Source organism: Antarctobacter sediminis, from assembly GCF_019218285.1.
Classification (GTDB): Bacteria; Pseudomonadota; Alphaproteobacteria; order Rhodobacterales; family Rhodobacteraceae; genus Antarctobacter; species Antarctobacter sediminis.
Window position 1 is genome coordinate 1,395,065 of the sequence record NZ_JAHUZG010000002.1, and the last position, 17,182, is coordinate 1,412,246.

Annotated in this window: 10 protein-coding genes; 6 read left to right on the forward strand and 4 right to left on the reverse strand. The window is 63.5% G+C overall.

The genetic code is table 11. The annotated features are described in order from the left end of the window. Positions 1–6 precede the first annotated feature (6 nt). The 3 genes from mepA to KJP30_RS14615 form a co-directional block, all read right to left on the reverse strand. Positions 7–924 (reverse strand): penicillin-insensitive murein endopeptidase, encoded by a 918-nt coding sequence (gene mepA, locus KJP30_RS14605; RefSeq protein WP_218449994.1) that lies wholly within the window; start codon positions 922–924, stop codon positions 7–9. Next, a complete protein-coding gene (locus tag KJP30_RS14610) occupies positions 921–2,291 on the reverse strand; it encodes an MFS transporter (RefSeq protein WP_218449995.1) in 1,371 nt (456 codons plus the stop codon). The genes mepA and KJP30_RS14610 overlap by 4 nt, the downstream gene beginning before the upstream one ends. Positions 2,292–2,375: 84 nt before the next feature. Continuing rightward, positions 2,376–2,948, reverse strand: a complete 573-nt coding sequence (locus KJP30_RS14615; protein ID WP_218449996.1) for an acyl-CoA thioesterase — start codon at positions 2,946–2,948, stop codon at positions 2,376–2,378. A 132-nt stretch (positions 2,949–3,080) separates the two neighbouring features. On the opposite strand from KJP30_RS14615, the gene KJP30_RS14620 reads away from it, so the two are divergent. The 3 genes from KJP30_RS14620 (at position 3,081) to yaaA (ending at position 6,448) form a co-directional block, all read left to right on the forward strand. Then, positions 3,081–3,368 carry a YggT family protein gene (locus KJP30_RS14620; protein WP_218449997.1) on the forward strand — a complete coding sequence of 96 codons (288 nt, stop codon included), beginning with the start codon at positions 3,081–3,083 and terminating at the stop codon, positions 3,366–3,368. A 166-nt stretch (positions 3,369–3,534) separates the two neighbouring features. Beyond that, on the forward strand, positions 3,535–5,592 hold the full coding sequence (gene recQ / locus KJP30_RS14625; RefSeq protein WP_218449998.1) for a DNA helicase RecQ: 2,058 nt from the start codon (positions 3,535–3,537) through the stop codon (positions 5,590–5,592). Between the two features lie 76 nt (positions 5,593–5,668). Further along, a complete protein-coding gene (gene yaaA, locus KJP30_RS14630) occupies positions 5,669–6,448 on the forward strand; it encodes a peroxide stress protein YaaA (protein ID WP_218450174.1) in 780 nt (259 codons plus the stop codon). Between the two features lie 6 nt (positions 6,449–6,454). Here the strand turns inward: yaaA and KJP30_RS14635 are convergent, their stop codons facing one another. Beyond that, positions 6,455–8,998, reverse strand: a complete 2,544-nt coding sequence (locus tag KJP30_RS14635) for a response regulator (RefSeq protein ID WP_218449999.1) — start codon at positions 8,996–8,998, stop codon at positions 6,455–6,457. Positions 8,999–9,170: 172 nt separating this feature from the next. Between KJP30_RS14635 and KJP30_RS14640 the strand changes: the two genes are divergently transcribed. From KJP30_RS14640 to pbpC, 3 genes are read left to right on the forward strand one after another with little or no spacing between them, the layout of a single operon-like run. Beyond that, on the forward strand, positions 9,171–14,597 hold the full coding sequence (locus KJP30_RS14640; protein WP_218450000.1) for an alpha-2-macroglobulin family protein: 5,427 nt from the start codon (positions 9,171–9,173) through the stop codon (positions 14,595–14,597). Next, complete coding sequence (locus tag KJP30_RS14645) at positions 14,594–15,148, forward strand: putative glycolipid-binding domain-containing protein (RefSeq protein WP_218450001.1); 555 nt, start codon at positions 14,594–14,596, stop codon at positions 15,146–15,148. The genes KJP30_RS14640 and KJP30_RS14645 overlap by 4 nt, the downstream gene beginning before the upstream one ends. After that, positions 15,145–17,166, forward strand: coding sequence for a penicillin-binding protein 1C (pbpC, locus tag KJP30_RS14650; RefSeq protein WP_218450002.1), 2,022 nt, complete (start codon positions 15,145–15,147; stop codon positions 17,164–17,166). The genes KJP30_RS14645 and pbpC overlap by 4 nt, the downstream gene beginning before the upstream one ends. Positions 17,167–17,182 lie beyond the last annotated feature (16 nt).

The following is a 17,182-nucleotide window of genomic DNA, read 5'->3' on the forward strand; positions in this document are numbered from 1 at the left end:
GGCGGATCAGTTGGCGGCCAGCACATCCGCGCATGCGCGCGGCAGATCGCCCAGCGTCAGTTCGCGTCGTGGCGGCGCGGGTTTGGCGTTTGGATCGGGCGGAGGCGGGTTCAGGATGCGGTCAACCCAGCCTTCGGCCTCTTTACAGCCGTCGCCTGCGGGCGGTTCGGCCTGATCAACGCAGCCATCGGCCCCCTTGGGACAGCTCAGGCGGACATGGAAATGGTAATGGTGCCCCCACCATGGGCGCACTTTGCGCAGCCATGACTTGTCGCCCTTTTCATCCTTGCACATCTGCACCTTGGCACCGGGAAAGATAAATATCCGCGCAACCCGCGGGTCGCTGGCGGCGGCCTTGATGATCTCGTGGTGCTGCTTGGTCCATTTGTCGTTGGTATAGGCCCCGTTGGCGCGGCGCAGCGAAATGGACGAGATGTTTTCACGCGCCTTGACGGACAGGTTCAGGTTGTCAGCCGGGCGCAGCCAGATGTCGGCGTCCAGACCGATCTGGTGGCTGCGGTGTCCTGTCAGCATCGGGCCGCCGCGCGGCTGGCTGAAATCGCCAAGGTAAAGCCCGTTCCACCCCGGTTGTTGCGCGGCCTTGCGGCTGAGGTCCTGTACGTAGTCGATCAGTTCCGGGTGGCCCCAGTTGCGGTTGCGGCTGAGGCGCATGGCCTGCCACGTGGGGCCGGTTTCGGCCAGTTGCACGCCACCGGCAAGACAGCCCTTGGCATAGCCGCCGATCGGGGCCGAGGATTGGCCCGAGGCCTGCGCCTTGGCGCCGAAAAGCTGCTTTGCCTGTTTCGAGGAAAGGACCGGGTCCAGCGGACGGGCCGGAGTGCGGGCGCCGGAAATGTCGCGCCCACCGCCGCCACAGGCGGCCAGCACGAGGACAAGTGAAATGGTCGTCAGAAAACGGATCATGCGGGTGTTTCTCCCTGCGGATGAACCCATGCTAGCAGAATGAGCCCAAGCAGGAAAAGCCCGATGACGGGGAGGAAGCCAAGCTGGTTGGACTGTGTCACATAGGTGAACAGGGTGATCAGCGCAGGTGCCAGAAAGGCGGTCGCCTTGCCCGCCAGTGCAAACAGGCCAAAGCCTTCGGCCGGTCGCTGCGGATCGCAATGGCGCACCATCATGCTGCGCGAGGCAGAGTACAGCGCGCCGCCCGTGCCGCCGATAATCGCGCCGCAGATGTAAAAGACCACGTCCGGCACCAGCGAACCTTCGGCCAGCGGCAGGCCGAAGAGGCTTTCGCGGGACATGCCGACGATGACGCAACCGACAAGGATCAGCACCCAGATGCAAACCCGGATCACCGGTTTCGGGCCGAACCTCTGATCTGCGAGACCGCCGACCCACGACAGGACAGCGGCCGCGATGGCGGCGATGATGCCGAAAACGCCGACCTGAATAACCTGCCATTCCAGCACCAGCGTCGCATATATGCCGCCATAGGCATAAAGCGCGGTCAGCGCGTCGCGGTAGAACAGCGACGACAGCAGGAAGCTGCGCGTGGACTTGCGGCCCGATACCCGGCGGATGGTCTGCCAGAGGTCGCTCAGAACCTTGCGCACGCTGCCGGGGGTCTTGCGCTCCAGCGGGTCGTCGTGGTTCCACATGAAGAAGGGGATCAGGAAGACCGCGAACCAAAACCCGATGAAAGGCCCGACAAACCGCGTGCCTTCGCGTGCCTCGGGATCAAGGCCAAAGGGCGGGGACAGGCCGATCAGCGTTTTGCCGGTTTCGTTTTCGGCAAAGAACAGCAACATGATGAACAGCGACAGCACGCCGCCCCAATAGCCAAAGGCGGTGGCGGTTCCGGAAATGCGCCCGACCTCTTCGGGGGTTCCAAGGCTCGGCAAGATCGCATTGTTCAGGTTGAAGGCGGATTCGCTGGCCACGAACCCGACCCAGAACAGCGCCAGCGCGAGGTAAAGCCCTGATCCGTCCGGTTCCAGCTCCCACAAAAGAAAGGCGCAGAGGATCGCGATCATGGTGAAGAGCCAGAACCATGGCCGTTTGCGCCCGGTGGCATCCGCCCAGGCACCAAGGAGAGGCGCGGAAAAGGCAATGGCCAGTCCGGCCAACGTCTGGGCCGAGGACCAGAGGCTTTGCGCATTGGCCTTGGCCACATCGGCTTCGGCGCCCTGAGTCAGAAAAAACTGTGCAGCGACGGCCGCGAAATAGGGGCTGAAGATAAAGGTCAGGCCAAGCGTCGCATAGGGCTGTTGCGCCCAGTCGAAGAACATCCAGCCCCAGATGCGTTGCCGTTTTGTCGGATGTGCCATGCCTGCCCCCTGCGCAATGGGGGGATAGAACCCATGAGGGGGGGCAGAGGCAAGGGGATTGCTGCCCCTGCGTGATGCGGGCCGTCAGGCAGCGTTCTGGCTGGCGATCACATCGGGGGCGTTTTGGGTGGCCGGGGGCCAGGGGCGGGCGTCCTCGGCCTCGATCCATTTCTGGACCCAGTCCGGCAGGACCGGCGTTTGATCGACACCGCCCAAGGCGCGGATCGACCGATCGGTGGTCACGATGCCGTTGGCATCGGTGAGCGCCGTGCGAAAGACCGCATGGCTGGAGCATTCGCCATCGGATTTCCACATCGACTGATCAATGTAGATAAACCGTTTGTCCCAGCCGAGGACCCGCGAATGCATCTCGACCTTGTCGAACAGCCGGACGCGGCGGCGATAGCGGACAACCGAGCCGGCCACCGTCAGGCCCCAGCCTTCGCGTTTCAACACGTCGATCAACCCGGTCCGATAGGCCAACGGGATCCGCCCCAGATCGTAGATCGTCAGGGTCCGGCCATTGTTCAGTTCGACCCAGAGATCAAGGTCCCAGGGCTGGCAGACATGGGTCGACACATGGGTTTCGAGCAGGCCGAGCCGCGGCGCGCGGCGGGCAAGAAAAGCGTTCCGGGCAAGGCGCAGGAAAGGGTACATGGCAAGGCTCCTTTGCGTCCTTGATGCTGCGCAGGCAAAACCGCGTCAATCGGGACCTCGCGGCACACTTGTCCTTAATGCAATCTGCGCATACCTGTTTGGCAACAGGCAGCACGAGGAAAGGCCCAACAGATGCAGTCGCTCTTTCAGATCCTGAACATGCTTCTCAGCATCGCGGTTTTCATCATCGTCGCGCATGTCATCATGAGTTGGCTCATCAACTTTCAGATCCTGAACCTGCGTCAGCCGCTGGTCGGACAGATCTGGGACGGGCTGAACCGCCTGCTGGAGCCGGTCTATTCGCGCATTCGAAGCATCCTGCCGCCCATGGGTGGGCTGGATCTGGCGCCGCTGATCACGTTGATCGGGGTTTATGCACTGCAGATCATCCTCGCGAACAACGTGGCGCTGTTCTACTGAAGAGGGGGCTCTGCCCCCGTCCCTGCGGGACACCCCCGGGATATTTCAGGACAGAAGAAGCGGCGGGTGCTTGGCTGATATTGTGGCGGTCAGGGGTTGATTCACCGAATCTTAGTATGTGATTGTCTGGATCGAGAGCAGTTCCAGATAATCCGACAGGTTTTCCATGCCGCGCGATGCCGGGGGCGCCGAGGCGCTTTTGCAAGAGATTTTCGGCTTTGACGCATTTCGCCCGGGGCAGGGCGAGATTGTCGAGACCGTCGCGGCAGGGGAAAACGTGCTGGCCATCATGCCAACGGGCGGTGGCAAGTCGCTGTGTTTTCAACTGCCTGCCTTGATGCGCGCCGGGGTGACGGTGGTGATTTCGCCATTGATTGCCTTGATGCGGGATCAGGTGCGTGGATTGCGCGAGGCGGGGGTGGCTGCCGGGGCGCTGACCTCTGGCAATACACAGGATGAAACGGACGCTGTCTGGGACATGCTGCATTCCGGTGAACTGAAGCTTTTGTACCTTGCGCCCGAACGATTGGCGAATACCGGCACGCAGCGGATGCTGGCGCAGGCGGGCGTTTCGCTGATTGCGGTGGACGAGGCGCATTGCGTCAGCCAATGGGGCCATGATTTCCGGCCCGATTATCTGCGTATCGGCGAATTGCGGCGTGCGCTTGACGTGCCTCTGGCGGCCTTTACCGCGACTGCGGATGTGGAAACCCGCGAAGAGATGGTGACGCGGTTGTTCGACGGTGCGGCCCCGCGCACCTTTTTGCGCGGGTTTGACAGGCCGAACATCCATTTGGCTTTTCAACCCAAGGACGGGCCGCGCGCGCAGATTCTGAATTTTGCCGATGCCCGTAGGGGACAATCCGGCATTGTTTATTGCGGCACCCGTGCCAAGACCGAGGGCATCGCCCGCGCGCTGCGGGAACAGGGGCACGCCGCTTGCCATTATCACGGTGGGATGGAGGCGGAAGATCGTCGGCAGGTCGAAGAGCGTTTTGCCACCGAGGACGGGTTGATCGTTGTAGCCACCGTGGCCTTTGGCATGGGAGTCGACAAACCGGACATCCGCTGGGTGGCCCACGCCGATCTGCCCAAGTCGATCGAGGCCTATTACCAGGAAATCGGTCGTGCGGGCCGCGATGGCGCCCCGGCAGAGACCCTCACGCTATACGGCCCCGAGGACATTCGTCTGCGGCGTGCCCAGATCGATGAGGGCATGGCCCCGCCGGAACGGCGCGGGGCCGATCACGGTCGGCTGAACGCGCTGTTGGGGCTGGCCGAGGCGCTGGGCTGTCGGCGGCAGGCGCTGTTGGGCTATTTCGGTGAAGAGGCCGAGGCCTGTGGCAAATGCGATCTTTGCGACAGTCCGCCAGACCTGTTCGATGGGACCGAGGCGGTGCGCAAGGCGCTGTCCGCGGCGCTTCGTACCGACGAAAGCTTTGGCGCGGGGCATTTGATCGACATCCTGATGGGCAAGGAAACCGACAAGATCCTGCAACGTGGCCACGATGGTTTGCCAACCTTCGGTGTGGGCAAGGATCTGAGCCGGGGTCAGTGGCAGGCTGTGTTCCGACAAATGATGGGGCATGACCTGATGCGCCCGGACGCCGAACGCCACGGGGCGCTTGTCATGACAGAGCGCGCGCGCCCGATCCTGCGGGGTGAGGAAACGATCAAGTTGCGCAAGGATGCCGTTGCCCGGGCCACCGAACGGCGCCCGGCGGTCAAGGCGCTGGTGCCTGAGGAAGACGCGCCGCTGTTTTCGGCCCTGAAGGCCAAACGCACGGCGCTTGCGCGGGATGCACAGGTGCCGCCCTATATGATCTTTCCGGACCGTACCCTGATCGAAATGGCCGAACGGCGGCCGACCAACCTTGATGATATGGCGCGGGTCAACGGGATTGGCGCGAAAAAGCTGGAACGCTACGGGGCGGCTTTCCTTGAGGTGCTGAACGCCGAGGCGGGAGAGGTCCACCCCCGGCGTCGAAAACTGGCGGCGCGCGGGGCGGGAGAAACCTATGACGCGCTGATGGCGGCGCAGGCCGAATTGTTGCGCGGCCCCGATGGGACCGACAAGCCGCTGTCCTGTTCCGCGTCGCTGCTTGCCAAGATTGCAGACCGACCGCCGTCCAGCGAAGGCGCCCTGTGTCAGGCATTGGGGGACAAGCGGGCGGAACGGTTCGGCGCGGCCTTCTGGACGGTCTTGCAGGACGGCGCAGGTTAAGCGGCCTGCCACGCTGGACCTTGGCGCGTTGCCGCACTAACTGCGTAGGACACTCAGGCAAGGATGGAGGCTGATGGTGCTCGTCGTGATCTCGCCGGCCAAGCGGCTGGACTGGACAGAACGGACAGAGGCGATGACCGCCCCCGATTTCGAGGCGGATGCGCAGCGCTTGGCCAAGACAGCGCGCAATCTGACCCTGAAGGATCTCAAGGGGTTGATGGATCTGTCGGACGATCTGGCGAAGCTGAACCGTGACCGGTTCCGCGCCTTTTCCGAGACACCGGGGGCCGAGGATCTGCGCCCGGCCGCGCTTGCCTTTGCGGGGGATACATATCTTGGCCTTGAGGCGGGCACGCTGGAGGCCGAGGAGATGGACTGGGCGCAGGAACATCTGCGCATCCTGTCCGGGCTGTACGGCCTGTTGCGTCCACTGGACGGGATTCAGGCCTATCGGCTGGAAATGGGGTCGCGGCTGAAGACACGGCGCGGCGGCAACCTGTATGATTATTGGCGGGATGAAATTGCCAAGGCCCTGCGCGCACAGGCAGAGGCATTGAACACCGATGTTCTGGTGAATTGCGCAAGCCAGGAGTATTTCGGGGCCGTCCCTCTCAAGGCGCTGAACCTGCGCGTGATCACGCCGCAGTTCATGGAAGACAAGCCGGGTGGTCCCAAGATCGTCAGCTTTTTTGCCAAACGCGCCCGGGGGGCCATGGCGCGCTATATCATCCAGAGACGTTTGACCGATGCAACGGGACTGACCGATTTCGACCTTGGCGGCTATCGTTTTCAACCTGATATGTCCGAACCGGATCGCCCGGTCTTTCTGAGGACGGCAGAGGCCGCTGCGGCCTGACCCGCGTTACGACGCCGCCCGGCGCGCCTGTTGCGGCCCATAAAGGTCGATCTTTTCGGCCAACGCTGCCTTGCGCAACGGCTTGGTCAGGTAATCGTTCAGCCCGGCCTCGAGAATGGCCTCGCGATCTCCGGTCATGGCATGGGCGGTGACCGCGATGATCGGCACCTGCGGCCCGCCGCCTTCAAGGGCGCGAATTTCGCGGGTTGCCTGTTTGCCATCCATTTGCGGCATTGAAATATCCATAAAGATCATGTCGGGGCGTTGTTCGCGATAGGCAGCGACCGCCTCGATCCCGTTGTTGGCAAAGCGCAGCGTCACGTTGAAAGACTTTGCCATCTTGCTGAAGACCAGTTGGTTGGTCTTGTTGTCTTCGGCCACAAGTACATCCAGCGGGCCGTCTGTTTGGGGGGTGGACAGCTTGGGCGCTGGGGGCGGCGTTTTCCTTGTGGGTTCGTTCGGGGCGTCCTCGGGGTATTCGGCCACCTCGATCTTTTCCAACGCGGAAAACAAGGCGCGCCGAGGCACCGGTTTTTGCAGAACAGCGGCAAATTCCACGCCGGGACGGGGCGTAACCTGAGCGGGGTTGTCGGCCATGAGAATGATGGGGATGCTGCCGCCGCGGCGGACGATCTGCGCGGCCAGATCCTCTCCGGCCATGTCGGGCAGATCCTGTTCGATCAGCAACAGGTCGGGCCGTGTTGCCATGGCGTCGATCGCCTCGGACCCGGTTTTGCAGAACTCGGCCGTCAACCCGATGATGCCCAGCTGTTTGGACAGGATCTCACGGTTGGCATTGTGGTCATCCACCACCAGCACGCGGGAAAGGTGCCCCGGCAGGCGCACCGTTTCAAAAACGGCAGGTTCCTCTGTTGGGAGAATAACGCGCAGACCGAAACAGCTGCCTTTGCCCAGTTCGGAATCCGCCCAAACCTCCCCCCCCATCAGCTCGACAAGCCGGCGTGTGATGGCCAGCCCCAGCCCGGTGCCCTCGAACTTGCGGTTGCGCTCGTCCTCGACCTGATTGAATTCGCCAAAAACATGGTCGACCTTGTCGGGGGGGATGCCGATGCCCGTGTCCTCCACCGTGATATGGATCGCCGAGTCGCCATCGTTGCCGGGCACGCCGACGACGCGCACCAGCACATGGCCCTGCACCGTGAATTTCACCGCATTGCCCAGCAGGTTGGTCAGGATCTGGCGTATCCGGCCCGCGTCCCCGATGAACCGGGTGGGCAGGAACATGTCGTAATCGACCAGCAGCGCGATTTCCTTGTCGCGCGCGGTGGGCTGCAACAGCATCACGACCTCGTGGATCGCGCGTTCCAGATCGAAAGGTTCGGGGTGCAGTTGAAGCTTTTCGGCCTCGATCTTGGAATAGTCGAGGATGTCGTTGATGATGACCAGCAGCGCCTCGCCCGAACTGCGGATGGTTTCGGCGTAAAGTTCCTGTTCTTCGCCCAGATCGGTGTCCATCAACAGGTCCGCCATGCCGACGACGCCGTTCATCGGGGTCCTGATTTCGTGGCTCATGTTGGCAAGGAAGGACGATTTGGCCCGATTGGCGGCTTCGGCCCGTATCATGGCCTCTTTCAGGCGTTCCTGATCCTGCTTGATCTGGGTGATGTCCACGCGCAGGCCAACGCGCCCGCCGTCGCGTGTGACCCGTTCGTAAACACGCAGCCAGCGGCCATCTTCCAGTTGTTGTTCAAGTTCTGTTTCCGAATTGCGATGCGCGGTCAGGCGCTGGTCCAGCCATTCCTCTTCACGCCCGACGGCCTCGGCGTATTGGCCGCGGTCCAGTCCGTATCTCAGGATTTCCTCGAAAGTCGTGCCGCGCTGCATGGCCGGGGCGCTTTTGGCGTAGATATCCTTGTACTGCTGGTTGCACATCAGCAGGCGATCCTCGTCATCGTACATGACAAAGCCGTCGGGCATTTCCTCGACCGCGGACCACATGCGCATCAGCCCGGTGATGTCCACGCCAAGGCTGACGATGCCGCCGTCCGGCAAGCGCCTGTCCCGCAGCTTGACGAAACGGTTGTTCCACAATCGCAGCGTTTCATTCGGGATCGGATCTGATTCCCACCGGGCGCGGATGCGGCGTATCCAATCCCGAGGTTTTTCGCCTTGGAGGTCGACGATCCCCTCTTCGACCATGATGTCCAGCACGTGGTCGTAGGATGCGCCCGGCGCGATGCTTTCGACGCCTTCGAAGATGTGCAGATAGGCCGGGTTGGCCAGTTCCAGCCGCCTGTTCTGGTCGTACATGGCAAAGCCGTCGCGCATGGTTTCCAGCGCGCTCCACAGCTGTTCGGTAACAACCTCGATCTTTTGCGTGGCTTCGCCCAGCTGGTGCATCACGCGCTTGTTTTCGTCGCGGACAACCTTGACCTCTGTCCGGGTCTCCTGAATTTCGTTGCGGAGTTCCAAGGCATGGCGCCCAAGCCTGCGGTTCGCCTCGAACAGCTCGGCCTGTTTCTGTTCCAATAGCCGTTCCGCGGCCAGCCGTGCGCGCCGTTCCTCGGCCAGGCGATCGGCCATGTTCATGCCATGCCCTCCATGCAGACCCTGCCGACTCTTGCCAAGTCAACGTGAACATCCTCTTAACCCGCGCCGGTCCTCCTTGGCCCGGGGTCAGGAATCCCGGACCCTTAGAATCCTTGTTTTGAACCACCCTGCATGCCACGATGAGAGGCATTATTCTGAAAGGAGCTTTTCGATGCGTCGCTTTGCTCTCGGCCTCGCCGTGGCCATCCTTGGCATGTCTTCCGTTCATGCAGAGGAGCCGGTCCCGGAACGACGGTACGTCGTCACGCGCGACCTCGATTACGTGGGCACCGACCTGCAAAGCCTTTTCGACACATCGCTTGATGCCTGTCAGACGGCCTGTCTTGATACAGAGGGCTGCATCGCTTTCACCTTCAACAGCCGCAACAATTCCTGCTTTCCCAAGTCCGAGGTTTCCGACCGGGCGTCCTTTGAAGGGGCGGTATCCGGGCGCGTCGTCACGACCCCTTCCGAGGTGCTGGACCGGGCGCGCACCCGCGTTTCCGACCTTGGGTTCCTGAGCGAGCGCGACCTTGAGCGTGCTCTGGCAGAGGCAATGGATCTGGCCGTGCGCCATGGCGGCGGGCAATGGACAGTGCGGACGCTGCTGGATGCGGCGACAAAGGCACGCGACAGCGGTGACATGCGCGATGCGATCCACTGGACCGGCGCGGCGCTGGCCCAGAACGACGACCCGGCGCTGTGGCTGCAATACGGGCAATGGTCGACCGAATATCTGACCAAGGTGCAGGGCGCGGACAAGCGCAAGTACACGAACCGCGCCTTTCTGGCCTCGGTCAATGCCTACCTGAGGGCGGGTGAAGATGCGCACCGGATCACCGCGCTTTATGACATGGCGCGCGCGCTGGAGGCGGACAAACGTGGCCGACTGATGATCCCGGCGCTGCGGCTGGGCGAAACCATCGCGCCGCGGGCCGATGTCTCGGCTTTGCTGGACGATGCCATCGGCAAATACGGCTTTCGTGTGGATGACCACATCGTCGAAGCCGACACCGCCGCGCCCCGTATCTGTGCCAGCTTCAACGAACCGCTGGTGCGCGTCGGGCAGGACTACGCACCTTATGTAAAATTGCCGGACCCGCGTTTGGCGGTGGTGCAGGATGACGAACGTATCTGCGTGACCGGCGTGGAACACGGCGCACGCTACACCATCACCTTCCGAGCCGGACTGCCTGCAAAGTCCGGCGAGGAACTGGCCCGTGACGTGCCGATCACGGCCTATGTCAGCGACCGCACCCCGACGCTGGGCTTTCCGGGACGCGCTTATGTTCTGCCGCGCACCGCCGATGCGGGCCTGCCGATCGAAACGGTCAATCTTGACGAGGTCGAGTTGGTTTTGCGCCGCGTGTCGGACCGCAACCTGATCCGCGCCATGCAAGAGAACTATTTTGGCAGCCCGCTGGGCCGCTATGACGAGGAATACCTTGCCCGCGATGTGGCCGAAGAGATCTGGCGCGGCACCGGTGTGGTTGAAAACCGGTTGAACGCCGACATGCTGACCCGCCTGCCGATGGGCGATGTGCTGGGCGATCTGCCCGCCGGCATCTATGCACTGACAGCCGCCGTGCCCGATCCCAAAAACGGTGAGGGCCGCCGGGCCACACAATGGTTCATCCTGTCCGACATCGGACTGACCACCATGCAGGGCACCGACGGGCTGACGGTCTTTGCCCGCAATCTTGGCGATGCCAGCGCCATGGTGGGGCTGGAGGTTACGCTGCTGGCCGAGGCAAACCGCGTGCTGGAAACCGTGACCACCGATGCCGATGGCGTGGCCCGATTTGCGCCCGGCCTGCTGCGCGGCACGGGTGGCACGGCCCCTGCCTTGATCATGGCCAAGCGCGGTGACGAGGATCTGGCCTTTTTGTCGCTGACCGATCCCGCCTTTGACCTGTCCGATCGCGGCGTTGCCGGGCGCGCGCCAGCCGGACCTTTGGACGCCTTCCTTGCCACCGACCGAGGCATCTATCGTGCCGGGGACGTGGTCAATGTCACCGCCTTGCTGCGCGACGCCCATGCCGATGCGGTGTCAGATGTGCCGTTGACCGCCGTGCTGACCCGTCCCGATGGTGTGGAGTATTCCCGCCATATCTCTGACGGCGGCGATGCGGGGGGACATGTCTTTGCCCTGCCGCTGGGGCCGGGCGTGCCGCGCGGCACGTGGCGGCTGGCGGTCTTTGCCGATCCCAAGGGCAAGGCGCTGATATCGGATACCGTCTTGGTCGAGGACTTCGTGCCTGAGCGGATTGATTTCGATCTGTCCCTGCCAGAGGGTCCGATCAACCCGCTGTCACCGCCGTTGCTGGAGGTGGACGCGCGTTATCTTTTTGGCGCACCGGGGGCTGATCTGAACATCGACGGCGAATTGCGCCTGTCGACCAGCACCCGGATGGAGGCCTTTCCCGGCTACCGGTTCGGTCGCCATGACGACAGCGCGCTGACGCGGATCGAAACCTTCGATGCCGATCTGACAACCGATGACACAGGTGCCGCGCAACTGACCCTGCCGATGCCGGACGTGGATCCAAAGGGGCGCCCGATGACGGCCACCGCGACCCTGCGCCTTTCCGAAGCTTCGGGTCGCCCCGTTGAACGCAGGATCACCCGGTCTGTTGCGCCGCCGACTCCGATGATCGGCATCAAGCCCGCCGCCGAGGAATTCGCCGAGGGCGCCGAAGCGCGGTTCGAAGTGATCGCCATCGGCCCCGACCTTCAGCCGCAGGCGATGGACATCGGCTGGCAGGTCAATCGCGTGCGCACCCGCTATCAATGGTATCAGAATTACGGCAACTGGTATTGGGAGCCTGTCACCACACGCGAAACCGTTGCCAAGGGGACGGGAACGTTGGGCGCAGATCCGTTAAAGATCGCGGCCGAGGTCGACTGGGGCGAATACGAGATTGTGGTCACTCGCGCGGACGGGGCCTATCTTGCCGCCTCGATGGGGTTCTCGGCGGGCTGGTATGCTCCGGCGGATGCCTCTGATGCGCCAGACATGTTGGAGCTGTCGTTGGACAAGCCCGCTTATGGACCCGGTGAAACCGCGACCCTGCGCATGGTGCCGCGTTACGCGGGCAAGGCTCTGATTACCGTGCTGGCGGACCGGGTGGTTTCCATGCAGGCCATCGACGTGGTCGAAGGGGAAAACACGCTGGCCCTGCCGGTAACAGAGGATTGGGGCGCCGGGGTATACGTGACCGCGCAGGTGATCCGCCCGATGGATGTGACCGCGGGCCAGAACCCGGCGCGTGCGCTGGGGCTGACCCATGCGGCTGTTGATCCGGGGGACGCCCGGTTGGCGGTTGGTTTTGACGTTCCAGAGGAATCCGCGCCGCGTTCTCCCTTGGTGGCCAAGGTCAGGATCGACAACGTAGCGCCGGGAGAGATGGCTTTTGTGACCGTTGCCGCGGTGGACCTCGGCATTCTCAACGTGACCGGGTTCGATACGCCGGACCCGGCCGGTCACTATTTCGGCCAGCGTCGCCTTGGGGTCGAGATCCGCGACATCTATGGCCGCCTGATCGACGGTATGAACGGAGCCATGGGCTCTGTCCGGTCCGGTGGTGACGCGGATGCCGGTGTGCGGATGCAAAGCCCGCCACCGACCGAAGCGATGGTGGCCTTTTTCTCGGGGCTGCTGCCGGTGGCCCAGGACGGCACGGTCGAGGCACGTTTTGACATCCCCGACTTCAATGGAACGGTGCGGTTGATGGCCGTGGCATGGTCGCCCAAGGGGGTCGGTTCCGCCGAGACGGACGTTCTGATCCGCGATCCCGTGGTGATCTCTGCCTCGTTGCCAAGGTTCCTGTCTCCGGGCGATCAAAGCCGCCTTCTTGTGGAACTGACCCATGCCAAGGGGCCGGTGGGGCAGATGCCTCTGGTGGTCAGCGCCGACGGTCTTGCGCTGGACACTTCGGCCTTGCCTGCCAATGTCACGCTGAGTGAAGGCGCAAAAGCCACCTTCGAGGTGCCATTGACCGCAAAGTCGGTGGGTGATCACAAGATCCGTATCGTCCTGACCACGCCGGACGGTGATCGTTTGACCAAGGATCTGACACTTGGCGTTCGGTCCAATGATCCAGATGTCGGCGCGACCCGCCGGTTCCAACTGGCCGCGGGTGAGACCTTTACCCTGACCGAAGACGTCTTTGCCAATCTTCGGCCGGCCGGGGCCTCGGCGCTGGTGTCGGCCGGCCCGCTGGCGCGCTTTGATGCGCCGGGCTTGCTGGCCTCGCTGGACCGTTATCCCTACGGCTGTACGGAACAGGTGACCTCCAAGGCGCTGCCCCTGCTTTACATGTCCGCGATTGCCGAGCCTTTGGGCCTTGGCAACAAGGACCGGATCGACCTGCGAATCGAACAGTCGGTGGCCAAGGTGCTGACGCGGCAGGCATCGAACGGGGCCTTTGGGCTATGGGGGGCCTATTCGGGGGATTTCTGGCTGGATGCCTATGTGACCGATTTCCTCAGCCGGGCGCGGTCGGCGGGCTATGACGTACCGCAGATCGCGTGGCAGAACGCGATCGACAACCTCAAGAACCGGATCGCCTATGCGCCTGATTTCGACGAGGGGGGAGAGGATATTGCCTACGCTCTGATGGTGTTGGCCCGCGAAGGTGAGGCCGCGATGGGAGATCTGCGTTACTACGCGGACGAAAAGGCTGAATCTTTTGCAACCCCTCTGGCGCAGGCCCAACTGGGTGCCGCGCTCGCCAGCTATGGCGATCAGTTGCGCGCGGATGAAATGTTCGGTCGCGCTGCCGAGCGGTTGTTCGCAACACCTGTGGCGCAAAAGCGTGGTTATCGTCTGGACTATGGCAGCACGGTCCGCGATGCAGCGGGCCTGTTGACCTTGGCGGTCGAGGCGCGCTCGGATCGGTTTGACCGCAATGACATGATCCGGCGGATTTCCTCGGTCGACCGGCCATTGTCGACGCAGGAAAAGGCATGGGCGCTGATGGCCGCGCACGCGATGGTACAGGATCCGACAGTCTCTGGCCTTGCGCTGGACGGCGCGGCGCTGACAGGCCCCTTTGTGCGCCGGATCGAGGCCGAGGGCCTGCAACCTGTCCAGCTGACCAACACCTCGGACAAGCCGACGGACATCACCCTGACCACCTTGGGCAAACCGATAGGTGCGACCGAGGCCACCGGTTTCGGCTATGCCCTGACGCGCGAGTATTTCACGCTGGAGGGCGATCCCGTGGACGAAATCCGCGCCGGTGACCGCATGGTGGTGGTGTTGACCGTCAAACCCGCCGACAAGGAAAACGCACGGTTGATCCTGGACGATGCGCTGCCCGCAGGGTTCGAGATCGACAATCCGAATATCCTGCGGTCGGGCGACATCCGCGCACTGGATTGGCTGGAACTTTCGGACGCCACGCATACGGAATTCCGCAGTGACCGTTTCCTTGCCGCACTGGACCGGGAACAACAGGGCCAGATGCGCCTTGCCTATATCGTTCGCGCGGTTTCTCCGGGGACGTTCCATCACCCTGCGGCGCTGGTCGAAGACATGTACCGCCCGGAATACCGCGCGGTGACCGCCTCTGGCAGCGTGACGGTCCTGCCATGAGCGGAGAAACACTTGCGACGATTCACTGGCGGGCGCTGGATCGCGACGGCGAGGACAAATGCCGGCTGGCGCGGCTGGACCATGGCTGGATGCTGGTGGGGCACGCGCGGTTCCGCGACGCCTCTGGCTGGGCCGCGCTGGATTACCTGATCCGGCTGGGAGAAGATTGGTGCACCACCAGTGCCGACATCACGGGTGAACACGGCGGAGCGCCGGTGGCGATGCGCCTGATGCGCAACGGCGACGGCTGGACCGTGAATGAGGAAAAGCGCCCCGACCTCGCAGAGGCCGAAGACGTGGACCTGTCCTTTACCCCGGCCACCAACCTGATGCCGCTCAACCGTCTGCCAGAAGTTGGCCGCCTTGAGACCACCTCGGCCTGGCTGCGTTTTCCCGGTCCACAGGTCACGCCCCTGTCGCAGAGCTATACCCGCGAACGCGGCGGGCTTGTGCGCTATGAGGCGCGCGAAACCGGGTTCGAAACGCATCTGGCGGTCAATGGCCACGGGTTCATCACCACCTATCCCGGCCTGTGGGAGGCCGAAGTGTGAAACGGCTGGTCGTTCTCGTCGTGCTGCTGTGGTCAGCAGCCTTCGCGCGCGACCGGTTCGATGTGTTCATCGACACCACCACGATCCCGGTTCTTGTTCACGCGACCTCTCCCGAGGTGCGTGACCGCAACGGGCATCTCCTGCGGGCCTATACGATTGAAAACGGACTGTGGCGGATGGATGTGTCGCCGGATCAGGTGGATCCGTTGTTCTTTCGGATGCTGATCGCCTACGAAGACAAGCGGTTTTACCAGCATGGCGGTGTCGATCTGCGGGCCACGGTCCGGGCGGCGGGGCAGGCGCTGCGGCACGGGGAAATCGTGTCCGGTGCTTCGACCCTGACGATGCAGGTCGCGCGCCTGTTGGAGGATGGCACCACAGGCCAGTGGCGCGGCAAGCTGCGCCAGATGCGCCTTGCGCTTGCACTGGAACGGCGTTTGTCCAAGGACGAAATCCTTGCGCTTTACCTTCGGTTGGCCCCCTACGGAGGCAACGTCGAGGGGTTGCGCGCGGCGTCGCTGATCTGGTTGGGAAAAGAGCCGACCCGCCTGACCCCGGCAGAGGCGGCGTTGCTGGTGGCCTTGCCGCAGGCCCCCGAGAGCCGCCGCCCGGACCGCAATCCCGAAGCGGCGCGAATTGCCCGCAACCGCGTCTTGATGCGCATGGCCGGAGCGGGTGTCATTCCCGTCGCGTCTGCCGAGACGGACAAGCGGGACCCGGCGCCGCTGGGCCGTCAGCCGATGCCGCAACTTGCGCCGCATATGGCCGACCGCGCCATCGCCGTGGGGCCGGGCCGCCATCGGTTGACGCTGGACCGGGACCTGCAAATCAGCCTCGAGGATCTGGCGCGGCGCTATATGGCGGGGCGGGACGAAAAGCTGTCGGTGGCGATTGTTCTTGCGGATCACCAAAGTGGTGAAATCCTCGCCTCGGTCGGATCGCGCGACTATACCAACATGGCCGCGCAGGGATTTGTGGATATGACCACGGCCCAGCGTTCGCCGGGATCGACGTTGAAACCGCTGGTCTACGGGCTGGCCTTTGATCGCGGTCTGGCGCATCCGGAAACCCTGATCCTTGATGCGCCAGTGCAGTTCGGAACCTATGCGCCGCGGAACTTCGATGGTGAATATCGGGGGGAGTTGTCGGTGCGTCGGGCGCTGCAATTGTCGCTCAACATTCCCGTGGTGCGTTTGACAGAGGCGCTTGGGCCCGCACATCTGATGGCGGCTTTGTCCCGTGCCGGGGTTGAACCGGGGATTCAGGGCGGCGCACCGGGGCTTGCACTGGCACTGGGCGGGGTTGGCCTGACGCTGGAGGAAATGGTGCAGTTGTATGCTGCCATGGCGCGCGGAGGAGAGACGCTGGCGCTGCGCTGGCTGGCCGACGGCGCACCAGAGGCCAACGTCGGACAGCGCATCCTCAGCCGCACAAGCGCCTGGCAGGTGGGCAATATTCTTGCGGGCCTTCTGCCCCCGGCCTCTGCCGGTCCGCCGGGCCGCGTGGCCTACAAGACCGGTACGTCTTATGGCCATCGGGATACATGGGCACTGGGCTGGACGGGACAACATGTTGCGGGCGTCTGGATCGGACGGCCGGACGGTACACCTGTGCCCGGCGCCTTTGGCGGCGACCTTGCCGCGCCGCTGTTGTTCGAGGCGCTGGGCCGGGTCGAAAGCCGGTTCGAACCCTTGCCGCCGCCGCCGCCCGAGGCGCTGCTGGTCGGGCGCGCTCAGTTGCCCGAGACATTGCAGCGGTTTGGCCCGCGCGACACGGTGGCAGAGCTGAAACTGACCTTTCCGCCCGAAGGCGCCCGTTTGGCCGCCAGCGACATGGGTGTGCCGGTCAAATTGCGCGGTGGCGTGCCGCCCTACACGGTCTTGGCCGACGGTGCGGTTCTGGCGACCGGCCTGCAACGGCCCGAGTTTCTTGCGCCGCTGGATGGTCCGGGCTTCACCACGCTTTCGGTAATCGACGCGCTTGGAGCTTCGGGTCGAGTGTCCTTTGAGCTGAGATGAGGTCCGGCGATTCGGC

Coding starts and splice junctions, on each gene's coding strand:
- mepA (WP_218449994.1), bottom strand. CDS start 924: ATGATCCGTTTTCTGACGACCATTTCACTTGTCCTCGTGCTGGCCGCC.
- KJP30_RS14610 (WP_218449995.1), bottom strand. CDS start 2,291: ATGGCACATCCGACAAAACGGCAACGCATCTGGGGCTGGATGTTCTTC.
- KJP30_RS14615 (WP_218449996.1), bottom strand. CDS start 2,948: ATGTACCCTTTCCTGCGCCTTGCCCGGAACGCTTTTCTTGCCCGCCGC.
- KJP30_RS14620 (WP_218449997.1), top strand. CDS start 3,081: ATGCAGTCGCTCTTTCAGATCCTGAACATGCTTCTCAGCATCGCGGTT.
- recQ (WP_218449998.1), top strand. CDS start 3,535: ATGCCGCGCGATGCCGGGGGCGCCGAGGCGCTTTTGCAAGAGATTTTC.
- KJP30_RS14635 (WP_218449999.1), bottom strand. CDS start 8,998: ATGAACATGGCCGATCGCCTGGCCGAGGAACGGCGCGCACGGCTGGCC.
- KJP30_RS14640 (WP_218450000.1), top strand. CDS start 9,171: ATGCGTCGCTTTGCTCTCGGCCTCGCCGTGGCCATCCTTGGCATGTCT.
- KJP30_RS14645 (WP_218450001.1), top strand. CDS start 14,594: ATGAGCGGAGAAACACTTGCGACGATTCACTGGCGGGCGCTGGATCGC.